The organism is Streptomyces sp. NPDC004732 (assembly GCF_040609235.1).
Lineage (GTDB): Bacteria > Actinomycetota > Actinomycetes > Streptomycetales > Streptomycetaceae > Streptomyces.
On sequence record NZ_JBEXJR010000026.1, the window covers coordinates 14,463 to 39,085 of the forward strand.

Genomic DNA, 24,623 nt, shown 5'->3' on the forward strand with positions numbered 1-24,623 from the left:
GGTAATACTTGTCGGTAACAACCCCTAGTCGTGGGCCGACAGCCGTTCTACCGTGCACGCATGTCCCCGAACCTGCCCGATGTCGTGCTGTGGTCCATCCCGGCCTTCGTGCTGCTCACCGTCGTCGAGATCGTGAGCCACCGGATCCATCCCGACGACGATGCCGTGGGGTACGAGACCAAGGACGCCGCGACCAGCATCACCATGGGGCTCGGCAGCCTCGTCTTCGACTTCCTGTGGAAGATCCCCATCGTCGCGATCTACTCGGGCGTCTACGCACTGACACCGCTGAGCGTGCCCGTCCTGTGGTGGACGGTTCCGCTGATGCTGCTCGGGCAGGACTTCTTCTACTACTGGTCGCACCGCGGCCACCACGTGATCCGTGTCCTGTGGGCCTGCCACGTGGTGCACCACTCCAGCGAGAAGTTCAACCTCACCACCGCGCTCCGCCAGCCCTGGACGAGCCTGACGGTGTGGCCGTTCTACCTGCCGCTGATCGCCCTCGGCGTCCACCCGGCGGCGCTCGCGTTCTGCTCGTCCGCCAACCTGGTCTACCAGTTCTGGATCCACACCGAGCGCATCGGGAAGCTGCCCCGCCCCTTCGAGTACGTCTTCAACACGCCCTCGCACCACCGCGTGCACCACGCCTCCCAGGGCGGCTACCTCGACCGCAACTTCGGCGGCATCCTCATCATCTGGGACCGCATGTTCGGCTCGTGGGTGGCCGAGACCGACCGTCCCGTGTACGGCCTCACGAAGAACATCCACACGTACAACCCCCTGCGCGTGGCGACCCACGAGTACGCCGCCATCGCCAAGGACCTGAAGGCGGCCACCGGCTGGCGCGAGCGGGCCGGGCGGATCTTCCGCGGCCCCGGCTGGCAGCCCGCGGCGCCCGTCACCTCTGAGGCCTCTGAGGCGCCGCAGGCCGCCCTGCCCGCCTCCGACGCGACCGTCCCGGAGCGCGCGGCATGACGGGACGGCCGTCGCCGCGGCTGCTCATCGGCGCCTTCGGCGTCGCCGCGCTCGGCGACCTGCTCGCGCTCCTCGCGGACTTCGGCCCCGGCCACGCCGTCTGCAAGCCGCTGCTCATGCCGCTCCTGGCGGCCTACGTGGCCGCCCGGCGCGGGCCCCGGCTGCTCGTCGCCGCCCTCCTCTTCGGCTGGGGCGGCGACACCTTCCTGCTCTTCGACGCCGAGCTGGCCTTCCTGGCCGGGATGGGCTCGTTCGCCGCGGGGCACGTCTGCTACCTCGTGCTCTTCAAGCGGTACGGAACCGGAGCGCCCCGCGCGCGTGGGGCGGGCCTCGTGGCCGTGTACGCCCTCGCGCTCATCGGCACCGTGGCGCTGCTCTGGCCCGACCTCCCCGCCGACATGCGGGGGCCCGTGGCGGGCTACAGCCTGCTGCTCACCGCCATGGCGTTCGGCGCGACCACGCTCGGGCCCACGGCGGGCGCGGGCGGGGCGCTGTTCCTGCTCTCGGACACCCTCATAGCGACCGGCGTCGCCGAGTGGCCCCAGCTGCCCCGGCCCGACTTCGCGATCATGCTCACGTACATCGCGGCCCAGTACCTACTGTCCCAGGGAGTGCTTGCGGCGGCCGGGCGGACCGCGCCGGAGGTCACCAGCGAATCGGTACCGGCACCGCGGTGAGCAGCGCGGACAGTACTACGACGACGCCCAGCGCAATCACTTCCCCGCGCGCGGGAACATAGGCAGAGACGCGGTCCGCCGTGCGGCGCAGCCTGCGGCGGGCCAGCAGGGCGAGCAGTGCGACGGCCAGCACGAGCAGCACCTTGGCGAGCAGGGTGCGGCCGTAGGCCGTCCCGGTGAGCTGGTCGACGACCGTGCTCGCGGGCATCCGGCGCAGCGTGCTGCACACCCCGGTCGCCGTGATCGCGGCGAACAGGACGGCGGCCACGCGCGCGTAGAGCCCCAGTACCGCGACGGCCTGCTCCGGAGAGGACGTCCGCCACCGGCGCAGCATGCGCAGGACGTACAGCAGCCCGCCCGCCCACAGTGCCCCGCACGTCAGATGGACGAGCGTGAGACCGCTGCCCAGGAGTGGGTTGTCCTCCACCGGAGGGTGGGCCCGCAGCGCCTCCGCGACGATCACCGCGGCCAACGGGAGCACCGCCCCCGACGGACGCCGTGAACGGGCGCACAGCGCGGCCACGATGAACGCGTTGACCTCCAGGAGGGCCAGCCGCCCGTCCCGGGTGTCGTACAGCCGCCCGATGTCCAGGTCGGAGAGCTCCTGCGGGACCAGGTTGCCGTTCGCCACGATCGCCGCGAGCCCCAGCGCCGCGACGCACCCCGCCCAGGCCGCGTACGACGACCAGCTGCGCGGCGCCCGGTCGAGCGGCGCCCCCGGCACCCGGCGGGCGAGCCGGGTCGCGAACACCTCACCCAGCTGCACGCACAGGGCGGCGAACAGGACCGTCCGCAGGAGCGTGATCCCGGCCGTGCCGGGCGCGCGGGCCTCACCGGTGCCCTGCAGCGCCGCCGAAGGGCCGAGCAGGGGGATCAGCGCGGCGACGGCCACGAGGACGAGCACGGCGGCGGCGCGGCCCACGGAGGGGCGGTGGCGCGGGGCGCGGTGCGAGACGGGGGCGGTGGCCGGTATACCTGGCGCGGCATCGCCTCCGGGCTCGACGGACGGTCGTATGGGGCTCACTACAAGATCTTCACCAGGGCTCCCGGCGGCGGGCAAGTCCTGAGGGACAACTGGCGCAAAGGTGTTCCGATCGGACCGAGTCACTCATCTCTACCCGAGTCCCTCCCGGGTCAACTGCTCGCCGACCACCACAGCCTGACCGACTTCTCCGGCTCCGAGGGCCGCAGCTCCCATCCCTGCGCGGTCGCCGTCCGGACGACGTAGTGCCCGCCGCAGCCCCGGTAGGCGCGCCGCGGGATCTCGCACTCGGAGACCGGCATCGACTTGTTGGGTATGCGAGGGGCCGTCGCCTTGGCCGTCCACTTGGCGAGCAGCTTGTCGACCTCCGCGCGGTAGTGGTCGGCATCCCCCTCGTGGCGTACCTCGGACCAGCGCACGCACCAGCGGGGCAGGGTGAAGACGCGGCCCAGCGTCCGGTCCATGAACCGGTCGAACGCCTTCTCGTACGACGAGCTCACCGCAGCGATCACCTCGGTGATCAGGCCGATGGCGAGGGTGCCGAGGAACATCGCGATCCCGAACACGACCCAGAACGGCATGAGCAGCACCGTGCCGACGAACCGGGTCACCAGCTGCCACCGGGGGCGGGTGGGCCATGCCACCCAGTGCTCCGTGCCGGAGACGACGAACTCGGAGTTTCTGTACTCGTACATGACACACGATCCTCTCGTGGAGCGACAGGAAAGGGCCGGGCGGCCCCCAAGCCGCCCGGCCCGCCCTGTCGCGCCGTGGTGCTACTTGCGCACGGCGTTCAGCGCGTCGGCCATGCCCGCGCCGTAGAAGCCGTTCTTGTTCCTGCCGCCCTCGCAGACCGCGTCGACCTTGCCGTCACCGTCGTAGTCGTACGGATCGGTGCACGCCATCGCGTCCGCCTGGCGGTAGAGCAGCGCCTTGATCCGCGCCGCCGAGGCGTGCGGATGCGTCGACTTCAGCAGCGCGGCGACGCCCGCGGCGTGCGGCGACGCCATCGACGTACCGGCCTTGTAGCCGAACTTGCCGCCCGGCAGCGTCGACAGGATCCTGCCGTCCACGGCCGGTGCGTTCGGCGCCTGGTACTTCGTGGAGTCACCGCCGGGCGCCGTGATGTCGACGACGCCGTTGCCGTAGTTCGAGTACGACGACTTGAGGCCCTTCGCGCCGGTGGCCGAGACCGTCACGACACCGGGCAGCTGCGACGGAAGGTCGAGGCAGTCCTTGGTCTTGATGGTCCGCGGCACCGGGGTGGTGTCGTCGGGGCTCGACTCGTCGAGGATCTCGTCCTGAGCGAGGTCGGTCTTGGCGTTGCCCGCGGCCGCGACGTTCACCGCGCCCTTGCGCTCCGCGTACTTGGAGGCCCGCCCGACCGCGTCGACCAGCGCCTTCTGGTCGTCGTCGGTCTTGCAGTTGAACAGCCACGGGTCGGTGTAATAGCTGCTGTTGGTGACGTCGACGCCGTGGTCGGCGGCCCACACGAAGCCGCAGACCACGGCCTCCGTGTAGTACATGCCGGTGGCGGGCTCGGCCACCTTCAGGCTCGCGACCTTGACGCCCGGCGCGACGCCGGTGACGCCGGTGCCGTTCTTCGCCGCGGCGATGGTGCCCGCCACGTGCATGCCGTGGTCGCTCTCGTTGGCCACGGGACGCCACGCGTCGTCCTTCTGGACGGGCACGCCGCCCAGGCAGCTCGCGGACGCCCGGCGGTCGAAGTTCGGCGCGATGTCGGGGTGCGTGTCGTCGACCCCGGAGTCGAGCACGCCGACCGTGACCTTGCTGCTGCCGAGCGAGATCTCGTGCGCCTTGTCCGCCTTCATGGCGGGCAGGTCCCACTGCAGCGGCTCGAGCTCGTCCTGGCCCGCCGACGCCTTGCCCGCCGCGGCCTTCGCCTCCTGGGCGGTCAGCGGCCGCTCCGACTCCAGGGCGTCGTCGGCCTGCGCCGACAGCGGGGCGGTCCGCGTCGCGCCCGCCGAGTCGACGCCCTTGACCTTGCGGATCGTCTTCGCGAAGTCGGGGTTCGCCGAGTGGACGACGATGACGCCGATCCGGTCGTACGCGATGACGACGTCACCGCCCGCCTTGGCGATGGCCTTCTTCGCGCGCTCCGAACTCCCCTTGCCGGGGCGGACGTTCACGACGTAGCTCATCGACGCGGCGTCCGAGGCCGTGGCTCCCGAAGCCGCCGACGCCGAGGCCGGGGCGTCCGGCATCGCCGCGGGCCTGGCCGAGGCCGTGCCCGGCAGGAAGGCGACGGCCGAGACCATCGCGACGCCGAGCGGCAGGGCCAGCGCGCGGCGCGAGCGCAGGAAGGCCGCCGCCGATATGTGGGACTTGTTCACGTTCTGTCTCCCCGTCACTTCTTCTTCACGGCGTCGAGCGCGTCGACGAGCCCACTGCCGTAGAAGCTGTTGTCGTGCTTGCCGCCGCTCTGGCAGACCGCGTCGACGTCGCCGTCACCGTCGGGGTCGTACGGACCGGACGGGCACTCCAGCCGGTCGGCCTGCTTCTTCAGGAGCCGCTGCACCTCGGCGGGGCTCGCCTTGGGGTGCGTGGACTTGATCAGCGCGGCGACGCCCGAGGCGTGCGGCGCGGCCATCGAGGTGCCCTGCAGCCAGCCGTACTCGCCGCCCGGCATGGTGGAGAGGATGCGGCCGTTCTTCGACGGGGTGTCGGCCGGGATCTGGAACTTGTCGCCGCCGGGGGCGGTGATGTCGACGACGCCCTTGCCGTAGCTGGAGTAGATCGACTTCAGGTTCTGCACACCCGTCGCGCTGGTGGTGACGACGCCGGGCAGCTGGGTCGGCACGTCGAGGCACTCGTGCGGGTCGATGGTGCGGGACACCGGAGTGGAGTCGTCCGGGCTGGAGGTGTCGACGATCGCGTCGGAGTCCAGGTCATGGTTGGAGTTGCCCGCGGAGGCGACGTTGACGGCGCCCTTCTTCTGGGCGTACAGCTGCGCGCGGTTGACCGCGTCGAGGATCGCCTTCTGGTCCGGGTCGTCCTTGCAGTTGTACAGCCACGGGTCCACGTAGTAGCTGTTGTTGGTGACCTCGACGCTATGCTCGGCGGCGAACACGAAGGCGCAGACCACGTTCTCCGGGTAGAACAGCTCGTCGACCGGGTCGGCCACCCTGATGGCCGAGACCTTGACGCCGGGCGCCACGCCCGCGACGCCGACGCCGTTGCGCGCGGCGGCGATCTCACCGGCCACGTGCGTGCCGTGGTAGCTGTCCTTCGACGACGGGCGCCAGGCCCCCGGCGAGGTGTCCGCCTTGCCGCCGACACAGCTCGCGGACTGCGAGGGCGAGAAGTTGGCCGCGAGGTCGGGGTGGGTGTCGTCGATGCCGGTGTCGATCACGGCGACGGTGACCTTCTTGCTGCCCGGGTTGATCTTCGCGGCCTTGTCGGCGCCTATCGCGCGCAGGTCCCACTGGTCCGCTTCCATCGGCTCGGCGCCCGGGGCGGCGCTCCGCTTCAGGGCCTTGGCCTCGGCCTTGGAGAGCAGCTTCGCCTTGCCGTCGTCCGTGGTTCCCGCGGCCTTCAGCGGCGACGTGTGGGTCGCGCCCGCGGACTGGACACCGCGTACGTCACGTATCTGCTTGCCGAAATCGGGATTCGACGAGTGCGCGACGATCACGCCGATCTTCTCGTGCGTGACGACGACAGAGCCACCGGCCCTGGCTATCGCCTTCTTGACGTACGCCAGCGTCTTGCGGTCCGTGCGGGTGTTGACGACGTACGCGAAGACGGGGGCGTCCTCCGCGGCCTTCGCCGACACGGGGGCGGGCGACTCGCCGGTGGCCGCGGTCGCGGCGCCGGGCACGAAGCCGACCGAGGCGGCGAGCGCGAGACCGAGCGGCACGATCAGTGCCGCGCGACGTCTGGAACGCAGATGAGCCATGGGATCTCCACATCATCCGGAGACGGAGCCGTATGCGGAATTGCATACGGAACTGCCCGAACACGACTGGTGCTCGGGCAGGTACATGACGGGCCGTTCAGGGTGAAGCTAACCCTGAAGCTCCCAGGCCAGCAATGACTTACCGAAGAAATGGGGGAGTTCGACCACGTCGCACACGCCGTGAGGACGTTGAGCAGACAACGGAAGCAACATCAACCCCCTGTCGGATCACGTCCCATGGCCTTAGCATCGCCATCCGTGGCTCACGTGATCCGCGTCACGCTGGATGTGAGACCAGAGAGCCCATGGAACAACTGTCCGTCCCCACCCCACCCGCACCACGAGGAGACTCCGTGGCCACCGACGCACCGCCCCCTTCGAAGGGCGGCGGAGGAAAAGAATCCGCTCCCCACGCACCCTCCACGGAGGAGTTCACCGAGGTGCAGGAGAGCGCGGAATTCGGTGAACTGCGCACCGCGCACCGCTCGTTCGCCTTCCCGCTCACCGTCGCCTTCATCGCCTGGTACCTCGTGTACGTCCTGCTCTCCAACTACGCGGGCGACTTCATGGGCACCAAGCTCTTCGGCAACATCAACGTCGCCCTGGTCCTCGGCCTCGGGCAGTTCCTGACCACCTTCCTCATCGCCTGGTTCTACTCGCGCCACGCCGCGACGAAGCTCGACCCGAAGTCCGAGGCGATCAGGTCCCGCATGGAGAACCGCCCGCAGACCCGCCTGGAGGGCGACGCATGAGCCCCGCGCATCCCGCCGTCATCGAGCTGGCGGCCGCGTCCGACGCCTCCGAGCACCGGACGCTGATCATCAGCCTCTTCGCGGCCTTCGTCGTCGCGACCCTCTTCATCACCGTCTGGGCCGGCCGCCAGACCAAGAGCGCCGCCGACTTCTACGCGGGCGGCCGCCAGTTCACCGGCTTCCAGAACGGCCTGGCGATCTCCGGCGACTACATGTCCGCCGCGTCCTTCCTCGGCATCGCGGGCGCCATCGCCCTCTTCGGCTACGACGGTTTCCTCTACTCCATCGGCTTCCTGGTCGCCTGGCTGGTGGCGCTCCTCCTGGTCGCCGAACCGCTGCGCAACTCCGGGCGCTACACGATGGGCGACGTCCTCGCGTACCGCATGCGCCAGCGCCCGGTCCGCACCGCGGCGGGCACCTCCACCATCGTCGTCTCGATCTTCTACCTGCTCGCGCAGATGGCGGGCGCGGGCGTCCTGGTCTCGCTGCTGCTCGGCATCACCAGCGACGCGGGCAAGATCCTCATCGTCGCCCTCGTCGGCGTCCTGATGATCGTGTACGTCACCATCGGCGGCATGAAGGGCACCACCTGGGTGCAGATGGTCAAGGCCGTCCTGCTCATCACCGGCACCATCCTCATCACCTTCCTGATCCTGCTGAAGTTCAACTTCAACGTCTCCGACCTGCTCGGCACCGCCGCCTCCAACAGCGGCAAGGGATCGGCCTTCCTGGAGCCCGGCCTCAAGTACGGCGCCTCCGGCACCTCGAAGCTGGACTTCATCTCGCTCGGCATCGCCCTGGTCCTCGGCACCGCGGGCCTGCCGCACATCCTGATCCGCTTCTACACGGTGCCCACCGCCAAGGCCGCCCGTAAGTCCGTGAACTGGGCGATCGGCATCATCGGCGCCTTCTACCTGATGACGATCGTCCTCGGCTTCGGCGCCGCGGCCCTGCTCAAGCCCGGCGAGATCATCGCCTCCAACAAGGCGGGCAACACGGCGGCACCGCTCGCCGCCATGGAGATCGGCGGCGGTGGCGACTCGACCGGCGGCGCGATCCTGCTCGCGGTGATCTCCGCGGTCGCCTTCGCCACGATCCTCGCGGTCGTCGCGGGCCTCACCCTCGCCTCGTCGTCCTCGTTCGCGCACGACATCTACGCGAACGTCATCCGCAAGGGCAAGGCCACCGAGAAGGAGGAGATGAAGGCGGCCCGCTGGTCGACCGTGTTCATCGGCATCGTCTCCATCGCCCTGGGAGCCATGGCCCGAGATCTCAACGTGGCGGGCCTGGTCGCCCTCGCCTTCGCGGTCGCGGCCTCCGCGAACCTGCCGACGATCCTCTACAGCCTGTTCTGGAAGAGGTTCACCACACAGGGCGCACTCTGGTCCATCTACGGCGGCCTGATCGCCGCGGTCGGCCTGGTGCTGTTCTCACCGGTCGTCTCGGGCAAGCCGTCCTCGATGTTCCCCGACGCGAACTTCGACTTCTTCCCGCTGGAGAATCCGGGCCTGATCTCCATCCCGCTGGGCTTCCTGCTCGGCTGGCTCGGCTCGATCCTCTCCAAGGAGGAGCCGGACAAGGGCAAGTACGCGGAGCTTGAGGTCAAGTCCCTCACCGGCGTCGGAGCCCACTGATCGGGCATTGTTCACACGTTTGTAGCGGCCGCGTCGTAGAGTCCTACGACGCGGCCGTGCCGTTCCTCGTGGCAAATGGCCCATGGCGTTGTCAGAGGTCTGACGTAAGGTCGAAAGCAGTAGGAACAACAAGTCGGTTCCATCTGCATCCAACCGCCGGGGAGGGGCCGCAGTGCTCATCGACACCTATGGCCGTGTAGCCACTGACCTGCGCGTGTCACTGACAGATCGCTGCAATCTGCGCTGTACGTACTGCATGCCGGAAGAGGGCCTGCAGTGGCTGGCCAAGCCCGATCTGCTCACGGACGACGAGATCGTGCGTCTCGTGCGCATCGCCGTCACCCAGCTGGGCATCACCGAGGTCCGCTTCACCGGCGGCGAGCCGCTGCTGCGCCCCGGCCTCGTCGGCATCGTCGAGCGCTGCGCCCAGCTGGAGCCCCGCCCCAGGATGTCCCTGACGACGAACGGCATCGGCCTCAAGCGCACCGCGAAGGCCCTCAAGGCGGCAGGCCTCGACCGGGTCAACGTCTCCCTGGACACCCTGCGTCCCGACGTCTTCAAGACGCTCACCCGCCGCGACCGCCACAAGGACGTCCTGGAAGGCCTCGAAGCCGCCCGCGACGCGGGCCTCACCCCGGTCAAGGTCAACACCGTCCTGATGCCGGGCCTGAACGACGACGAGGCCCCCGACCTGCTCGCCTGGGCCGTGGAGAACGACTACGAACTGCGGTTCATCGAGCAGATGCCCCTGGACGCCCAGCACGGCTGGAAGCGCGACGGCATGATCACCGCGGGTGACATCCTGCAGTCCCTGCGCACCCGCTTCGAGCTCACCGAAGAGGGCTCCAAGGAGCGCGGCTCGGCACCCGCCGAGCGCTGGATCGTGGACGGCGGCCCGCACCGCGTCGGCGTCATCGCCTCCGTCACCCGCCCGTTCTGCTCGGCCTGCGACCGGACCCGGCTGACGGCCGACGGCCAGGTGCGCACCTGCCTGTTCGCCACCGAGGAGACGGACCTGCGCGGGGCGCTGCGTGCAGCCCCCGAAGACAGCACGGACGGCTCGGACGAGGCCATCGCCCGCATCTGGAAGCTCGCGATGTGGGGCAAGAAGGCGGGCTCCGGCCTGGACGACCCGTCGTTCCTGCAGCCGGAGCGCCCGATGTCGGCCATCGGCGGCTAGGGCCCTAGGGCCCTAGGCGTCCGGAGTCTCGCTCGCCTGCCACTCCGCCAGCGGCACGACGTCCTTCAGGAAGCTGCGCACGCCCAGGAACTGGGAGAGGTGCTCGCGGTGTTCGTCGCACGCGAGCCACGTCTTGCGCCGCTCCGGCGTGTGGATCTTGGGGTTGTTCCAGGCAAGCACCCAGACCGCGTCGACGCGGCAGCCCTTGGCGGAACAGATCGGGTTTTCGTCACTCACAGTCGCGTCCAAAGTGCTGCAAACAAGGCGACGCCGAGCAGCCACGGGGGGAGCTGCCCGGCGTCGGTCTGTCGCTCCGACGGGGGATGCGGAGCGCGTACGAAGTATGTCATGGGGGACCCGGCTACTGGCACCGGAACTACATGATTGATCTGAGGTTTTCTTGAGCTTGGCGCAACGTCGACGGTCAGTTCTGTCCGCTTGAACTGCCGCGCCGCTGGTCGTACGCGGGCCCCAGGGGATCTTCCGGGACGGATTCCGCGGCGGCGGCCGCGGCGGGCGGCGCCAGCATTGGCCGAGAAGGAGCGGGTGTGAACGTCGACGGCAGCGAAGGAGGCGTCTCCCGGCCCGCGTTGGCGATCACGACGGAGATGTACGGCAGGAGGATACCGAGCACCAGTGCGACGAGGGCGACGTGTCGCTCGACGTTCCACAGCACCGCGGCGGCCACCACGGACACGGTCCGGACCGACATAGAGATCACATAACGCCGCTGCCTGCCCCGCACGTCCTCCGCGAGACCCTGCCGGGCCCCAGTGATCCGGAAGACCTGGCCGCTGCTCTGCTTCCGCATCACGTTCCACCGCCCTGTCCGCTGTGCCGGACTCTCCCTGGTCGAGCGCCCCGGTCCGGCCCGGTCAACGTTACGCCGCGGCTGCGCCGCCTACGAGACCGGGGGAGCCTTCACCTCGGTGCCCTGCCTGCGCCGTGCCACGTATGGAGGTGCCCGACATGCGCCGTATGGAGGACGGGTCGACACTGGCGGTAACGCTCGTGTAGAGCCGACTAGGAGGCAGCTATGGGCTGGTTGTGGGCAATCATCGTGGGATTCGTACTGGGTCTGATTGCCAAGGCGATCCTGCCCGGGAAGCAGCACAGTCCGCTCTGGCTGACCACGGTGTTCGGCATCATCGGCGCGGTCGTCGGCAACTGGCTCGCGACGCAGTTCGGCATCAATGAGACCAGGGGCATCGACTGGGGCCGCCATGCGCTCCAGCTGGTCGCGGCGCTCGTCGTCGTCGGCCTCGGTGACGCGGCGTACACGATGGTCCGTGGCAACAAACGCAGGGCGTAGCCGCCTCGCGTGAGGACGCGAGGCCGCGAAGACGTGAAGAGGGGCCGGTCCTGGTGGACCGGCCCCTCTTCACGTGCGGGTGCGGGCTATCGGGTGACCTCGACCGCCGCCAGGTTCTTCTTGCCGCGGCGCAGCACCAGCCACCGCCCGTGCAGCAGCTCCTCGCGGGCCGGGACGGCGTCCTCGGCGGCGACCTTCACGTTGTTCACGTAGGCACCGCCCTCCTTCACCGTGCGCCGGGCGGCGGACTTGCTCGCCACCAGGCCGACCTCGGCGAGCAGATCCACGACCGGGCCGAGCTCGGCGACCTCGACGCGCGGCAGCTCGGAGAGCGCGGCGGCCAGCGTCGCCTCGTCCAGCTCGGCCAGGTCGCCCTGACCGAAGAGCGCCTTGGACGCGGCGATCACCGCGGCGCACTGGTCCGCGCCGTGCACCAGCGTGGTCAGCTCCTCGGCGAGCGCACGCTGCGCGGCGCGTGCCTGCGGGCGCTCCTCGGTCTGCTTCTCGATCTCCTCGAGTTCCTCGCGGGACTTGAAGGACAGGATCCGCATGTACGTCGAGATGTCCCGGTCGTCCGTGTTCAGCCAGAACTGGTAGAACGCGTACGGCGTCGTCATCGCCGGGTCGAGCCAGACGGCGCCGCCCTCGGACTTGCCGAACTTGGTGCCGTCCGACTTGAGCATCAGCGGCGTGCCGAGCGCGTGGACCGTGGCGTCCGGCTGCAGGCGGTGGATCAGGTCGATGCCCGCCGTGAGGTTGCCCCACTGGTCGCTGCCGCCGGTCTGCAGCGTGCAGCCGTACCGCCGGTTGAGCTCGAGGAAGTCCATGCCCTGGAGGAGCTGGTAGCTGAACTCCGTGTACGAGATGCCCTCCTGGGACTCCAGGCGGCGGGCCACGGAGTCCTTGGTCAGCATCTTGTTCACGCGGAAGTGCTTGCCGATGTCGCGCAGGAACTCGATCGCGGACAGACCCGCGGTCCAGTCGAGGTTGTTCACCATCGTCGCGCCGTTCTCGCCCTCGAAGGACAGGAAAGGCTCGATCTGCGAGCGCAGCCTGGCCACCCAGTTCGCGACCGTCTCCGGGTCGTTCAGGGTGCGCTCGGCGGTCGGCCGCGGGTCGCCGATCTGGCCCGTGGCCCCGCCGACCAGCGCCAGCGGGCGGTGCCCCGCCTGCTGGAGCCTGCGGACGGTGAGAACCTGCACGAGATGCCCGACGTGCAGGCTCGCCGCGGTCGGGTCGAAGCCGCAATAGAACGTGACGGGACCGTCCGCGAGCGCCTTGCGCAGTGCGTCTTCATCGGTGGACAGGGCGAAAAGCCCGCGCCACTTCAGCTCGTCGACGATGTCCGTCACGGTCTCGTGTCTCCTTGGGTGTGCTTACACAGTGCACGTAGGTGCAGGGTCCGAGGTTATACGCCCTGGCTGACCGAACTCATATTGAAATCCGGGACGCGCAGCGCGGGCATCGCGGCCCGGGTGAAGTAGTCGCCCCACTCGCGCGGCAGCGTCTTCTCCGTGCGGCCCGCCTCGGAGGCCCGCCCGAGCAGGTCCACGGGCGATTCGTTGAACCGGAAGTTGTTCACCTCGCCCACGACCTCGCCGTTCTCGACGAGGTACACGCCGTCCCTGGTCAGCCCGGTGAGCAGCAGCGTCGCCGGGTCCACCTCGCGGATGTACCAGAGGCAGGTCAGCAGCAGCCCGCGCTCGGTGGCCGCGACCATCTCCTCCAGCGTGCGGTCGCCGCCGCCGTCCAGGACGAGGTTGTCGACGGCCGGGGTCACCGGGAGCCCGGTCAGCTCCGCGCTGTGCCGACTGGTGGCGAGGTGAGCGAGCTCACCGGCGCGGATCCACTCGGTGGCGGTCAGCGGCAGGCCGTTGTCGAAGACCGAGGCGTCGCCGCCCGAGGCGTGCGCGAGCACGAAGGGCGCCGACTCCAGGCCCGGCTCGTGCGGGTCGCTGCGCAGGGTCAGCGGCAGCTCGGTGAGCCGCTCGCCCAGGCGGGTGGCACCGCCCGGCTTGGAGAACACCGTGCGGCCCTCGGCGGCGTCGCGGGCCGACGACTGCCACAGCTGGTAGATCAGCAGGTCCGCGACGGCGGTCGGCGGCAGCAGCGTCTCGTACCGCCCGGCGGGCAGGTCGATGCGCCGCTGCGCCCACCCGAGGCGCTGGGCGAGCTCGGAGTCGAGGGCGGCCGGGTCGACGTCCTTGAAGTCGCGGGTGGCGCGTCCCGCCCAGGCCGACTTGGTGCGGTCGGGCGACTTGGCGTTGAGCTCCAGGGTGCCGTTGGGCTGGTCGTGCCGGAGGCGGAGCCCCGTCGACGTACCGAGGTAGCTCGACACGAATGCGTGGTTCGCGAAGCCGTACAGCTCCCGCCCGCCCGCGCGGGCCCGGGCGAACGCCTCGCCGAGCGCCGGGGCGAACTCCGCGAAGACCGCGGAGGACGTCTCGACGGGCGCCTCGGTGAAGTCGGCGGAGGCCGCCGTGCCGGTCACCAGTGGCTGCGCGTCCTCGGCGGGCCCCGCCCCGCGCGCTGCTTCCTCGGCGGCCCGCACCAGCGGCTCCAGGTCGTCCGCGGTCACGGCCGCGCGCGTCACGACACCGGAGGCGGTGCCTTCCTTGCCGTCGACGGTCGCGATGACGGTGAGGGTGCGGCCGCGGGTCACACCGTTGGTGGTCAGGGCGTTGCCCGCCCACCGCAGGTTCGCCGACGACTCCTCGTCGGCGATCACGACACAGCCGTCCGCGGTGGACAGTTCGAGGGCGCGCTCGACGATCTCGTGCGGCTTGGTGGCGCTGCGGCTCATCGACCGGCCTCCTGCGTGGTGTTCAGAATGTTCACGCCCCGGAACAGGGCGGACGGGCAGCCGTGCGAGACCGCGGCGACCTGGCCGGGCTGGGCCTTGCCGCAGTTGAAGGCGCCCCCGAGGACGTACGTCTGCGGGCCGCCGACCGCGGCCATCGAGCCCCAGAAGTCGGTGGTCGACGCCTGGTAGGCGACGTCGCGCAGCTGCCCGGCGAGGCGGCCGTTCTCGATCTTGTAGAAGCGCTGCCCGGTGAACTGGAAGTTGTAGCGCTGCATGTCAATGGACCACGACCGGTCGCCCACGACGTAGATCCCGCGGTCGACGCCCCCGATCAGGTCCTCCGTGGAGAGCCCGCCGGGGTCGGGCTGGAGCGACACGTTCGCCATGCGCTGCACCGGGACGTGCCCGGGGGAGTCGGCGTACGCGCAGCCGTTGGAGCGCTCGAAGCCGGTGAGCTTCGCGATGCGCCGGTCGAGTTGATACCCGACCAAGGTCCCGTCCTTCACCAGGTCCCAGGACTGCCCGGCCACGCCCTCGTCGTCGTACCCGATCGTCGCGAGCCCGTGCTCGGCCGTCCGGTCGCCCGTCACGTTCATCAGCGAGGAGCCGTACGCCAACTTGCCGAGCTGGTCGAAGGTGGCGAACGAGGTGCCCGCGTACGCCGCCTCGTAGCCCAGCGCCCGGTCCAGCTCGGTGGCGTGGCCGATGGACTCGTGAATCGTCAGCCAGAGGTTGGACGGATCGACGATCAAGTCGTACGCGCCCGCCCGGACGCTCGGCGCCCGCATCTTCTCCGCCAAATGCTCGGGAATCTCGGAGAGCTCCCGCTCCCAGTCCCAGCCGGTCCCCGTGAGGTACTCCCAGCCGCGGCCGACCGGCGGCGCGATCGTCCGCATCGAGTCGAACTCGCCGGTCGAACCGTCGACGGCCACCGCGGTCAGCTGCGGGTGCAGCCGCACGCGCTGCTGCGTGGTCGTCGTCCCCGCCGTGTCCGCGTAGAACTTGTTCTCGTGCACGGTGAGCAGCGAGGCGTCGACGTGCGTGACGCCGTCGGCGGCGAGCAGCCGCGCGCTCCAGTCGGCGAGCAGCCCCGCCTTCTCCTCGTCCGGCACGGCGAACGGATCGATCTCGTACGAGGACACCCAGGTCTTCTCGGCGTGCACCGGCTCCTGCGCGAGCTCGACGCGCTCGTCCGACCCGGCGGCCTTGATGACCTGCGCGGACAGCTTCGCCATCGCGACGGCCTGCGAGGCGACGCGCGCCGCCGCGTCCATCGTCATGTCGACGCCCGAGGCGAAGCCCCAGGTGCCGCCGTGCACGACCCGGACCGCGTATCCGAGGTCGGTGGTGTCGGAGGTGCCCGCCGGTCTGGCGTCGCGCAGCAGCCAGGACGCGCTGCGCACCCGCTCCAGGCGGAAGTCCGCGTGGTCGGCGCCGAGCGCCCGTGCGCGGGCGAGCGCGGCGTCGGCGAGCGCCCGCAGCGGCAGTGCCGTGAAGGCTTCATCGATGGAATGAGGCACGGATGTCTCCCTGCTTTCGGCTCCGGTCAGGTCCGATCATGTCGCGCCCGACGCCCCGGCGGCCAGGGTTTTCTGTAGGGATCCGACAGGGAGTCCTCTTCGCCACTGTCGGTCGTCGATTCTCCGTATCGCGACAGGTACCGATAGGTTTTCGAGGTACCAGACCGCTATCGAAAGGGTGATCCGTTGAGCCGCTCGGTTCTCGTCACCGGAGGAAACCGGGGCATCGGCCTCGCCATCGCCCGCGCCTTCGCCGACGCCGGCGAGAAGGTCGCGATCACCTACCGCTCGGGTGAGCCGCCGAAGCTCCTCACCGACGCCGGTGTCCTCGCCGTCAAGTGCGACATCACCGACGCCGAGCAGGTGGAGCAGGCCTACAAGGAGATCGAGGAGAAGCACGGGAACGTCGAGGTCCTGGTCGCCAATGCGGGCATCACCAAGGACCAGCTCCTGATGCGCATGACCGAGGAGGACTTCACGTCCGTCCTCGACACCAACCTCACCGGCACCTTCCGCGTCGTGAAGCGTGCCAATCGCGGCATGCTGCGCGCCAAGAAGGGCCGCGTCGTCCTCATCTCCTCGGTCGTGGGCCTGACGGGCGGCGCCGGACAGGCGAACTACGCCGCCTCCAAGGCGGGTCTGGTCGGCTTCGCGCGCTCCCTCGCCCGCGAGCTCGGTTCGCGCAACCTCACCTTCAACGTCGTCGCCCCCGGTTTTGTCGACACCGACATGACCAAGGTGCTGACGGACGAGCAGCGTGAGGGCATCGTCTCTCAGGTGCCGCTCGGCCGTTACGCGCAGCCCGAGGAGATCGCCGCCGCGGTGAAGTTCCTCGCGTCGGACGACGCTTCTTACATCACTGGAGCCGTCATCCCCGTTGACGGCGGATTGGGCATGGGTCACTGATCACATGAGCGGAATTCTCGACGGCAAGCGCATCCTCGTCACCGGTGTGCTGACGGAGGCCTCCATCGCCTTCCACGCGGCCAAGGTGGCCCAGGAGCAGGGCGCCGAGGTCATCCTGACCGCCTTCCCGCGGCCCACGCTCACCGAGCGCATCGCCAGGAAGCTCCCCAAGCCCGCCAAGGTCATCGAGCTCGACGTGACCAACCAGGAGCACCTGGACCGCCTCGCGGGCGTCGTGAAGGAGGAGCTCGGCGGCCTCGACGGCATCGTGCACTCCATCGGCTTCGCGCCGCAGGGTGCCTTCAACTTCCTTGAGGCGACCTTCGAGGACGTCTCGACGGCGATGCACGTCTCGGCGTACTCCCTGAAGTCGCTCACCATGGCCTGCCGCCCGCTCTTCGAGGGCGGGGCGTCGGTCGTCGGCCTCACCTTCGACGCGCAGTACGCCTGGCCGAAGTACGACTGGATGGGCCCGGCCAAGGCCGCCCTGGAGGCCACCAGCCGCTACCTCGCCCGCGACCTGGGCAAGGAGGACATCCGCTGCAACCTGATCTCCGCGGGGCCGCTCGGCTCCATGGCCGCCAAGTCCATCCCGGGCTTCGGCGAGCTCGCGGAGGTCTGGGACACCCGCTCCCCGCTGAACTGGGACATGGCCGACCCGGAGCCCGCGGGCCGCGGTGTCGTCGCCCTGCTCTCGGACTTCTTCCCGAAGACCACCGGCGAGATCATCCACGTCGACGGCGGCGTGCACATGATGGGTGCCTGACCAGGCACTCGCCCCGGTAGCGGGTACGTTTTCGAGGCCCCGTCCCCCGCAATGCGCGGGTGGCGGGGCCTCACCCGTTCGGCCCCCTGGCCGGGCGGCGACGGGGGAGTGCCGCGCACTCTGAAGTGTGCGTCTTACCGGTGCGGTGCTCGTGGCTCTCGCTCTTGTGGTCGCCGCGCCGAGCGGCGTGCCGCAGGGTCCCCTCTCCGCGCGCGCGGAGGAGGAGAAACCCCGGCCCCGGCCCTTCGGCTCGGAGTGCCGCACCGGTGTCGCGGGCTCCCAGGTCGTCGCGTACTGCCACAACCCCTACCCCGAGACCGACCGGGTCCGCCTCCACGTGGAGTGCGACCAGTGGTGGGACATCGACACCGACTCCCGGCCCGTCGAGGCGGGGCCCGCGATGACGGTGCGTCTCACGGGGCGGTGCTGGAAAGCGGTCCGCTCGGTCTGGGTCAGCCACCAGAAGTGAGTGCCCGGTCCCGGTCGTCGCCCTTGGTGAGCCGCTCGGGGCGGCACATGAAGGGGTAGCCCGCCGCCTCCGTGGCGGCGGCCTCCGCGTCGCCCGCCCGGATCGCGTCGACCAGCCGGGTGTGGTCCATGTGCGCCTCGGGCGTCAGCTCCTCGCCGATGTCCTCGCGCAGCCAGTCCCGCAGCACCTCGCCGAGGTCCGCGTACAGCGCCGTCATGACGTCGTTGTGCGAGGCGGCGACGACGGCCATGTGGAACGTCGCGTCGGCCGTCACGAACGCCTCGGTGTCCCCGGACGCCCAGCTCTCCTCGCGGCGCACCAGCAGCGCGTCGAGCTGCTTGAGGTCGCGCTCGGTGCGGCGCTCGGCGGCGAGCTTGGCGGCGCTGGACTCCAGCGTGCTGCGCAGCTCGGCGATGTGCCGCGGGTCCGCGTCGGCGAACCTGCGCTGCATCACGCCTGCGAGCTCGCTCGTCGCGACCACATAGGTCCCCGAGCCCTGCCGGATGTCGAGCAGGCCGTTGTGCGCGAGGGCGCGCACGGCCTCCCTGACCGTGTTCCTGGCCACGCCCAGCTGATCCACCAGCTCCGGCTCGGTGGGGATGCGGGAACCGACCGGCCACTCGCCCGAAGAGATCTGGTTGCGCAGCTCGGAGATGACCTGTTCGGAGAGTGCGGAACGGCGAGGGGTGGTCAGCGGCATGACGTTCCTTCGTGCGTGGCCTGTGTGGGTGAGCCCTGTGGACGAGCGGTGCGGATGCGTGGTGTGGATGAGCAGTGTGACGTAATCGGATTGGACAGCCAATCATCCCATGATTCTATGATGGCTCCATGGCTAGTGAGAAAACCCCGACGATGACCCCGACAGCGACAGCCCCCGCACCCACCGAGGCGCCGGAGAAACAGGCCCCCACGCGCGCGTGGGCGACGCGCCTCGTCATCGTCGGCATCGTCCTCGCGGCCATGAACCTCCGCCCGGCCATCACCAGCCTCGGCGCCCTCCTCGAAGAGGTGCGCGACGGCCTCGGCATGAGCGGCACCCTCGCGGGCCTGCTCACCTCCGTACCGCCCCTCTGCTTCGCGATCTTCGGCGTGATGGCACCCCGCCTGGCCAAGCGCTTCGGGCCCAGCGCCGTGGTCTGCGTCGGCATGGTCGCCATCGCCGCAGGACTGGTGCTCCGGCCCTTCATCGGGGGCGTCGCGGGCTTCCTCGCCGCCACCGCCCTCGCCCTCGCGGGCATCGCCGTCAGCAACGTCCTGATGCCCGTCATCGTCAAGCGCTGGTTCCCCGACCGGGTCGGCTCGATGACCGGCCTGTACTCGATGGCGCTCGCGCTCGGCACGTCCCTCGCGGCCGCCCTCACCGTGCCCGTCACCGACGGCCTCGGCGGACGCTGGCAGTCCGGCCTCGCCGTGTGGGCCCTGCTCGCCGTCGTCGCCGTCATCCCCTGGATCCCGCTCGTCCGCGACCGCAGCCGCACGGCCGCCGCGGTGCCGGAGCACGTCAGCGCCGCCGTCCGACGCGAGGACGACGGGCTGCGCATCACCTCCAGCCGCACCGCCTGGGCGCTCGCCGTCTTCTTCGGCCTCCAGGCCACCGCCGCGTACATCACCATGGGCTGGATGCCGCAGATCTTCCGCGACGCGGGTGTCCCCGCGGGCGAGGCGGGCGTCCTGCTCGCCGTCACGATGGCCATGGGCGTACCCCTGGCGTTCGTCATCCCACGGGTCGCCACGCGCCTGACCAACCAGGGCCCGGTCGTGATCGTCCTCGGCGCCTGCGGACTCGCCGGGTACGCGGGCCTCTACCTCGCCCCCGCGGGCGGCGCCTGGGTCTGGGCGCTGCTGCTCGGCATCTCCAACTGCGCCTTCCCGCTCGCCCTCACCATGGTCGGGATGCGCGCGAAGAGCAGCGTGGGCGTGGCCAAGCTGTCCGCCTTCGCGCAGAGCACGGGCTACCTGATCTCCATCCCGGGCCCGCTCCTGGTGGGCGTGCTCTACCAGCACAGCGGCGGCTGGGGACTGCCCCTCACGATGATGGCGGGCCTCATGGTGCCGCAGATCGTCATCGGCACCCTCGCGGGCCGCAACCGCACGGTCGAGGACGAGGTGGCGGCCAAGGCCGCGGCGGCCTGACCCCGCCGGAGGGAGGACGGGCAAAGGGTGCGAGACTGGCCGTATGCCCGTCCTCGATCCGAACCCTCAGAACGGCCAGAAGAAGCTGCTCATCGTGCTCGGCGCGATGCTGGCCATCACCGTGATCATCGGCATCATCGCCTCCATCGCCTCGCCGTGATCGCTTTCACCCCGATCGCCTTCACCCCGATCGCCTTCACCGTCCTGCCGTGAACCGGCCCCCGACGGAGCGATGGTGGGGCTAGCCCCCCTATCCCCTAGGGGGTCAGTGTCAGGGTCAAGTGGGTGGATCTCCGGATGGGTTGAGGGTCGCCGATCGCCTAACTTCGAGTTGTGGCCGCGAAGACGCGGACACGACCACTCGAGGACCACGGAGGCGACATGTCGGCCCGATCGCACACCCTGCGCGACCCGGCGAAGTCGGGCAGCATCGAGGTCCAGCTCCCCTGGTGGGCGATCGCCCTGCCCGCCGTCGCCTTCGCGTCCCTGCTCCTGCTGATTCTGAACCCGGCGGACGCGCACGCGGCGACCAGCGAGCCGGTGATCACCAACCTCCTGGAGCGCATACAGACGATGATCCTGCGCACGGCCTGATGACCCCGCTCCCGCAGGCTCCGTCACCCGCGCCGGGGGACCGCGCCAACTCCCTGCGCCCCGTGGCGCGTTTCATGCGAAGCTGGGATGCATGAGCGTCGCAGAACCCCGCAGGATTGTCCTCTTCCGGCATGCGAAGGCCGACTGGCCTCAGGTTGCCGACCACGAGCGGCCGCTCGCCGAGCGCGGACGCAGGGACGCCCCCGTCGCCGGGCGCAAGCTGGCCGACAGCGGCAGCGCCTTCGACCTGGCCCTCTGCTCGACCGCGGCCCGGACTCGCGAGACGTGGAAGCTCGCCGTCCAGGAGCTGCCGCAGCGACCGAAGACCGTCTACGAGGAGCGGTTGTACGAAGCCTCTCCCGGCGAGCTGATCGCCGTGCTCAACGAAATCCCGGACGACGTGCAGGACCTCGTCCTGATCGGCCACAACCCCGGCGTCCAGGGCCTGACCGACGTCCTCGCGGGGGACTCCGAGGGTGACGCCAGAACGAGGCTGAACCGCAGGGGCTTCCCGACCGCGGCCTTCGCCGTTCTGACGTACTCCGGTTCGTGGAAGGCGCTCGAGCCCGGCGTGGCCACCCTCGTCGACTACTGGGCGCCGTCCGAGTAGTTCCTCTCCCCGTCCACCGTCAGGGGCCCGGCACCATGGTGGTGCCGGGCCCCTTTGACGTACGTACGCGATCCGCGCGGGGTGGTCAGTCCGTGTGCGTGTCCGCCGCCTCGACCTCTTCGCGGGTGATGCCGAGGAGATAGAGGACGGTGTCCAGGAAGGGGACGTTCACCGCGGTGTGCGCCGCCTCGCGGACCAGGGGTTTGGCGTTGAAGGCGACACCGAGCCCCGCCGCGTTCAGCATGTCCAGGTCGTTCGCGCCGTCGCCGATCGCGACGGTCTGCTCCAGCGGGACCCCGGCCTCCGTGGCGAAACGGCGCAGCAGCCGGGCCTTGCCCGCACGGTCGACGATCTCGCCGGTCACCTTGCCGGTGAGCTTGCCGTCGACGATCTCCAGGGTGTTGGCCTGGGCGAAGTCGAGGCCGAGACGTTCCTTCAGATCGTCGGTGACCTGAGTGAACCCGCCCGAGACGACGCCCACTTGGTAGCCGAGGCGCTTGAGGGTGCGGATGAGGGTGCGGGCACCCGGAGTGAGCCGGACCTCGGAGCGGACCTTGTCCACGACCGAGGCGTCCAGGCCCGCGAGGAGTGCGACGCGGGCGTGCAGCGACTGCTCGAAGTCCAGTTCGCCGCGCATCGCGGCCGACGTCACCTCGGCGACCTCTTGCTCGCATCCGGCGTGCGCCGCGAAGAGCTCGATCACCTCGTCCTGGATGAGCGTCGAGTCGACGTCCATCACGACCAGGCGCTGGGCGCGGCGGTGCAGGCCCGCCGAGACGACCGCGACGTCCACGCCGAGCCGCGCGGCCTCTATGGCGAGGGCGGTGCGCAGCGGCTCCGTCTCGGTGCCGGACACCGCGAACTCGACGGCGGTGACCGGGTACTTGGCGAGCCGGAAGATGCGGTCGATGTTGCCGCCGGTGGCAGTGATGCTCGCGGCGATCGCGGCGGTCGACTCGGAGGTCAGCGGGTGGCCGAGGACGGTCACGAGCGAACGCCCGAGGCCACGCGGCCGGTTGTCGCCGATGCCGGAGATGATCTCGGCCTGCATCTTCATGGACTCCGCCCAGCTGTGGACGGTGGCCCGCAGATCGCCCTCCAGACCGGCGGGCGGCTCGGTCACGAGCGCGCACAGCACGATCCGGCCACGGGTGACGACCTGCTCGATGTCGACGACGTCGACGGAGTAGGCGGCGAGGGTGTCGAAGAGGCCGGCGGTGATGCCGGGGCGGTCCTTGCCGAAGATCTTGACGAGAAGCGTCGGGATGTCGGCGGGCTGAGGGGGCTGCGAAGCACTCATGGTGATCCCTACGGTATCCGCCCCCCTGGTGCGGGTGTCCTGCGGTCCGAGTGCCGGACATCCGATGTTCTCGGGCTCGGCGCCTACGGTCTGCTGTTTCGTTGCATCGTGTTGCGTCGTGCGGTGTGGTGTCGGGCGGTGTTCCTGTACCGCCGCTTCGCGGCGGATCTCTCCCACCCGCCCACCCGTTTGCCCCGCGACGTGTTGTCGCCGCCCGCGCCCGGTGTGCCGGGTCAGCGCGAGGGGCCCTTCTTCGGGGGCGGTGGGGGAGGCGGCGGCGGTGGTGGCCAGTCGCCCGAGCGGGGGCGGCGGCGGTTCGGTGGGGGTGGGGGCGCCACCGGGCCCATCACCGTCGGCGCGCCGGAGACGTCACGGTCGGGCTGCGGGGAGTCGTCCCGGGACCGGGAGGGCGGGCGGGCCGCGTCCGTCGTACGCAGGTAGGGGTTCGTGTCGGGGTTCGGCGGCCGGTACGGAGCCCCGGGGGCGTACGGTCCCGCCCCCGAAGCGGCAGGCACGTCCGAACCCGGTCCGGCAGGGAGGACCCCCGCGCCGGAGGCCAGCGCGAACCGCGAGGCCCTGCTGCCCGCAGCCCCTGTGGCCAGGGCGAGCAACGCCCCCACCACCCCCGCTCCGAAGCCCCACGCTGCCCCGAGCAGCGCCGCCGTCCCCAGCCGCCCGTGCAACTCGACCCCCGCGCCGAACGCGTCGAAGCCGAACACGGAGAGCGAGGCGTCGGCGGACACCTCGGTCAGCCAGGCCAGGAGCGGAAGCCCGAGCGCCGTCACGACCCCGAGCCGCACCCCGCACCGCCCCGCGAACCCGAGGGCGGACACGTCAGGGGCGGACAGCGCGTCCCGGACGCGAGGAGTCCGCGCAGCCGTCAGCACCCCCGCGAACAGCATCATCACCGCCGCCGCGACGCCCAGCAGCCAGACTCTGCTGTCGAGTTCGGCCAGCCGCCCGAGCGTGAGCGGTTTGTCGGACGGCCCCGTCAGGAGATCGTCCACGGGATCGGGCAGGAAGCGCGTGAGCGCACCCGTCGCCCTGCCGTCCCACGGCACGAAGAGCCCGACCGGGATGCCGAGCCACACGCCGTTCGGCGCCCCGAGCAGCGCCGCGCCCGCGATCCGCTTCGGGTGATCGTCGCCGACCATCGCGTACGCCGCCGCGGCGAACCCCGCGGCGACCGCCACCAGCACCACCGTGACCAGCGCGGAGACGGCCGGTCGCACCACCCGGTGCAGGCCGTCGAGGGCGCGCGGCAGCGGTGTGCGCCGTGACGCGAGGAGAGCGATGAGCAGCACGCCGATCACCCAGACCGCACCGCCGAGCAGCGTCGGCCCGGTGTCGACGGTGAACCCGACCGAGGCCTTCGCCTTCGCCAGGTCCCCGAGCCGGTCCGGGAGCAGCCCGCCGATGTCCCCGATGCCGCCGGGCAGCTTGTCGGCGATGCCGTCCGGCAACTGGTCGATGCCCTCCCCGATGCCCTTGTCGATGCCGAGCTGCTTGCCGTCGATCGTGATGATGTCGTGACCGGCCCAGGCGAGCCCCGCGAGCATCGCGAGGAAGAGGGCGATCACCGCGCCCAGGCGCGCGCAGAGTTCGGCGACCGGAATGAAGGCGCCCGCCCCGCGCAGGGAGCGCAGGAAGAAGTGGGCGAGGAGCAGTGCGCCGACCAAACCCACACCGAGTGGCGCAATATCGACCGCTGTGGTCGCCTCGGCGCCGTCCAGGCCGAACGCCGAGACGTCGCCGGACGGTGTGACCGAGCCTCCCGCGCCCAGCGCGACGGTCGCCGCCGTCATCGGCCCGAGCGCGCCGACCGCGTCCGCGCCGAGCAGATGGAGTCCGAGCGCCGCCGTCCCCGCCATGCCGACCAGTGCCCAGCTGACCGCGGCGATCGCGGAGAGCAGCACATCGCCCCACCGCACGCCCCGGCTTTCACTGTGGTGTTCTTCGGCCTGCATCAGGACCCCCCGGACCGCAGCGCGTTGCCCCAAATGCACTTAATGCTCTCAATGAGCATGATCCGTATGCACTGATGGGCGCTTACTACTCTCCGGGGCGATTTCTTCTCCGTCAACGGGGCAACCC

General features: G+C 70.4%; 25 protein-coding genes. 13 read left to right on the plus strand and 12 right to left on the minus strand.

Translation table 11 applies throughout. The features are described from left to right. Positions 1-60 precede the first annotated feature (60 nt). Together ABZV77_RS41720 and ABZV77_RS41725 are read left to right on the plus strand one after the other, a co-directional pair. Positions 61-975, plus strand: coding sequence for a sterol desaturase family protein (locus ABZV77_RS41720; RefSeq protein WP_356268473.1), 915 nt, complete (start codon positions 61-63; stop codon positions 973-975). Continuing rightward, entirely contained in the window at positions 972-1,652 is a 681-nt protein-coding gene (locus ABZV77_RS41725) for a lysoplasmalogenase (RefSeq protein ID WP_356268475.1), read from the plus strand. The genes ABZV77_RS41720 and ABZV77_RS41725 overlap by 4 nt, the downstream gene beginning before the upstream one ends. Here ABZV77_RS41725 and ABZV77_RS41730 read toward each other — a convergent pair. The 4 genes from ABZV77_RS41730 to ABZV77_RS41745 all read right to left on the minus strand — a co-directional run bounded on the left by ABZV77_RS41730 (position 1,621) and on the right by ABZV77_RS41745 (position 6,550). Next, positions 1,621-2,625, minus strand: a complete 1,005-nt coding sequence (locus tag ABZV77_RS41730; protein WP_356268536.1) for a CopD family protein — start codon at positions 2,623-2,625, stop codon at positions 1,621-1,623. The two genes, ABZV77_RS41725 and ABZV77_RS41730, sit on opposite strands and share 32 nt — an antisense overlap. Before the next feature lie 161 nt (positions 2,626-2,786). After that, positions 2,787-3,329: a hypothetical protein gene (locus ABZV77_RS41735; protein ID WP_356268477.1), complete on the minus strand. Its 543-nt coding sequence runs from the start codon at positions 3,327-3,329 to the stop codon at positions 2,787-2,789. 81 nt (positions 3,330-3,410) lie between these two features. Further along, positions 3,411-4,913: a S8 family serine peptidase gene (locus ABZV77_RS41740; RefSeq protein WP_356268538.1), complete on the minus strand. Its 1,503-nt coding sequence runs from the start codon at positions 4,911-4,913 to the stop codon at positions 3,411-3,413. Positions 4,914-5,002: 89 nt separating this feature from the next. Further along, positions 5,003-6,550 carry a S8 family serine peptidase gene (locus tag ABZV77_RS41745; RefSeq protein WP_356268478.1) on the minus strand — a complete coding sequence of 516 codons (1,548 nt, stop codon included), beginning with the start codon at positions 6,548-6,550 and terminating at the stop codon, positions 5,003-5,005. Positions 6,551-6,903: 353 nt separating this feature from the next. On the opposite strand from ABZV77_RS41745, the gene ABZV77_RS41750 reads away from it, so the two are divergent. The 3 genes from ABZV77_RS41750 to moaA all read left to right on the plus strand — a co-directional run bounded on the left by ABZV77_RS41750 (position 6,904) and on the right by moaA (position 10,116). Beyond that, positions 6,904-7,302, plus strand: coding sequence for a DUF485 domain-containing protein (locus tag ABZV77_RS41750; protein WP_356268480.1), 399 nt, complete (start codon positions 6,904-6,906; stop codon positions 7,300-7,302). Beyond that, a complete protein-coding gene (locus ABZV77_RS41755) occupies positions 7,299-8,936 on the plus strand; it encodes a cation acetate symporter (RefSeq protein ID WP_356268482.1) in 1,638 nt (545 codons plus the stop codon). The genes ABZV77_RS41750 and ABZV77_RS41755 overlap by 4 nt, the downstream gene beginning before the upstream one ends. A 172-nt stretch (positions 8,937-9,108) precedes the next feature. Then, positions 9,109-10,116, plus strand: a complete 1,008-nt coding sequence (moaA, locus tag ABZV77_RS41760; protein WP_356268484.1) for a GTP 3',8-cyclase MoaA — start codon at positions 9,109-9,111, stop codon at positions 10,114-10,116. Positions 10,117-10,128: 12 nt separating this feature from the next. Here moaA and ABZV77_RS41765 read toward each other — a convergent pair whose 3' ends face one another. Continuing rightward, on the minus strand, positions 10,129-10,353 hold the full coding sequence (locus ABZV77_RS41765) for a hypothetical protein (RefSeq protein ID WP_356268486.1): 225 nt from the start codon (positions 10,351-10,353) through the stop codon (positions 10,129-10,131). 187 nt (positions 10,354-10,540) lie between these two features. After that, positions 10,541-10,927 carry a DUF3099 domain-containing protein gene (locus tag ABZV77_RS41770; RefSeq protein ID WP_356268488.1) on the minus strand — a complete coding sequence of 129 codons (387 nt, stop codon included), beginning with the start codon at positions 10,925-10,927 and terminating at the stop codon, positions 10,541-10,543. Positions 10,928-11,152: 225 nt separating this feature from the next. Between ABZV77_RS41770 and ABZV77_RS41775 the strand changes: the two genes are divergently transcribed. Further along, a complete protein-coding gene (locus tag ABZV77_RS41775; RefSeq protein WP_356268490.1) occupies positions 11,153-11,428 on the plus strand; it encodes a GlsB/YeaQ/YmgE family stress response membrane protein in 276 nt (91 codons plus the stop codon). An 86-nt stretch (positions 11,429-11,514) separates the two neighbouring features. On the opposite strand, the gene tyrS is transcribed toward ABZV77_RS41775, so the two are convergent. The 3 genes from tyrS to ABZV77_RS41790 are packed head-to-tail and all read right to left on the minus strand — an operon-like array spanning position 11,515 to position 15,751. Then, a complete protein-coding gene (gene tyrS, locus ABZV77_RS41780) occupies positions 11,515-12,780 on the minus strand; it encodes a tyrosine--tRNA ligase (protein WP_356268492.1) in 1,266 nt (421 codons plus the stop codon). 56 nt (positions 12,781-12,836) lie between these two features. Continuing rightward, the gene (locus tag ABZV77_RS41785; protein ID WP_356268494.1) at positions 12,837-14,231 is read right to left on the minus strand and encodes a metallopeptidase TldD-related protein; all 1,395 of its coding nucleotides are present in this window, start codon (positions 14,229-14,231) and stop codon (positions 12,837-12,839) included. Further along, positions 14,228-15,751, minus strand: coding sequence for a TldD/PmbA family protein (locus ABZV77_RS41790; protein ID WP_356268495.1), 1,524 nt, complete (start codon positions 15,749-15,751; stop codon positions 14,228-14,230). The genes ABZV77_RS41785 and ABZV77_RS41790 overlap by 4 nt, the downstream gene beginning before the upstream one ends. A gap of 186 nt (positions 15,752-15,937) precedes the next feature. Here ABZV77_RS41790 and fabG point away from each other — a divergent pair, with 186 nt between their 5' ends. The 3 genes from fabG (at position 15,938) to ABZV77_RS41805 (ending at position 17,892) form a co-directional block, all read left to right on the plus strand. Beyond that, positions 15,938-16,657: a 3-oxoacyl-[acyl-carrier-protein] reductase gene (fabG, locus tag ABZV77_RS41795; protein WP_356268497.1), complete on the plus strand. Its 720-nt coding sequence runs from the start codon at positions 15,938-15,940 to the stop codon at positions 16,655-16,657. Positions 16,658-16,661: 4 nt separating this feature from the next. Beyond that, a complete protein-coding gene (fabI, locus tag ABZV77_RS41800) occupies positions 16,662-17,423 on the plus strand; it encodes an enoyl-ACP reductase FabI (protein WP_356268499.1) in 762 nt (253 codons plus the stop codon). Between the two features lie 187 nt (positions 17,424-17,610). Next, positions 17,611-17,892, plus strand: a complete 282-nt coding sequence (locus ABZV77_RS41805) for a hypothetical protein (RefSeq protein WP_356268540.1) — start codon at positions 17,611-17,613, stop codon at positions 17,890-17,892. Here the strand turns inward: ABZV77_RS41805 and ABZV77_RS41810 are convergent. After that, complete coding sequence (locus tag ABZV77_RS41810) at positions 17,876-18,592, minus strand: FadR/GntR family transcriptional regulator (protein ID WP_356268501.1); 717 nt, start codon at positions 18,590-18,592, stop codon at positions 17,876-17,878. The genes ABZV77_RS41805 and ABZV77_RS41810 overlap by 17 nt on opposite strands. 152 nt (positions 18,593-18,744) lie before the next feature. On the opposite strand from ABZV77_RS41810, the gene ABZV77_RS41815 reads away from it, so the two are divergent. From ABZV77_RS41815 to ABZV77_RS41830, 4 genes are all read left to right on the plus strand, one after another. Then, complete coding sequence (locus tag ABZV77_RS41815) at positions 18,745-20,025, plus strand: MFS transporter (RefSeq protein WP_356268542.1); 1,281 nt, start codon at positions 18,745-18,747, stop codon at positions 20,023-20,025. 43 nt (positions 20,026-20,068) lie between these two features. Beyond that, entirely contained in the window at positions 20,069-20,185 is a 117-nt protein-coding gene (locus tag ABZV77_RS41820) for an SGM_5486 family transporter-associated protein (protein ID WP_107059069.1), read from the plus strand. Between the two features lie 221 nt (positions 20,186-20,406). Further along, positions 20,407-20,619 (plus strand): hypothetical protein, encoded by a 213-nt coding sequence (locus ABZV77_RS41825; protein WP_356268502.1) that lies wholly within the window; start codon positions 20,407-20,409, stop codon positions 20,617-20,619. Between the two features lie 91 nt (positions 20,620-20,710). Continuing rightward, positions 20,711-21,229, plus strand: a complete 519-nt coding sequence (locus ABZV77_RS41830) for a histidine phosphatase family protein (protein WP_356268504.1) — start codon at positions 20,711-20,713, stop codon at positions 21,227-21,229. 85 nt (positions 21,230-21,314) lie between these two features. On the opposite strand, the gene serB is transcribed toward ABZV77_RS41830, so the two are convergent. Continuing rightward, positions 21,315-22,529 carry a phosphoserine phosphatase SerB gene (gene serB / locus ABZV77_RS41835; protein WP_356268506.1) on the minus strand — a complete coding sequence of 405 codons (1,215 nt, stop codon included), beginning with the start codon at positions 22,527-22,529 and terminating at the stop codon, positions 21,315-21,317. A 233-nt stretch (positions 22,530-22,762) separates the two neighbouring features. Further along, on the minus strand, positions 22,763-24,496 hold the full coding sequence (locus tag ABZV77_RS41840; RefSeq protein ID WP_356268507.1) for a streptophobe family protein: 1,734 nt from the start codon (positions 24,494-24,496) through the stop codon (positions 22,763-22,765). Positions 24,497-24,623: the final 127 nt, after the last annotated feature.